This is a genomic window from Stenotrophomonas sp. SrG (assembly GCF_050031795.1).
Taxonomy (GTDB): Bacteria; Pseudomonadota; Gammaproteobacteria; order Xanthomonadales; family Xanthomonadaceae; genus Stenotrophomonas; species Stenotrophomonas rhizophila_A.
The window spans coordinates 1-267 of record NZ_JBNBBE010000299.1; the positions used below are offsets into that span (position 1 = coordinate 1).

The following is a 267-nucleotide window of genomic DNA, read 5'->3' on the forward strand; positions in this document are numbered from 1 at the left end:
CGGCGGTACCGGGGGCGACGGCTCGCATACCGTCAACATCTCCACCTGCGCGATGTTCGTGGTGGCGGCGGCGGGCGCGAAGGTCGCCAAGCATGGCACCCGCAGCGTGTCGTCCAAGTCCGGGAGTGCCGATGCGGTCGAAGCACGGGGCGCGATCATCGAGCTGCGTCCGGAGGAGGTGGCCCGCGCGATCAGTGAAACCGGCATCGGCTGCATGTTCGCCCCGATGCACCACCCCGCCATGAAGGTGGTGGCCCCGGTGCGGCG

At 70.4% G+C, this 267-nt stretch carries 1 pseudogene; it reads left to right on the top strand.

The annotated features are described in order from the left end of the window. Positions 1 to 267 (top strand): annotated as a pseudogene (trpD, locus tag ACQG3P_RS19905) (anthranilate phosphoribosyltransferase); the annotation flags it as partial.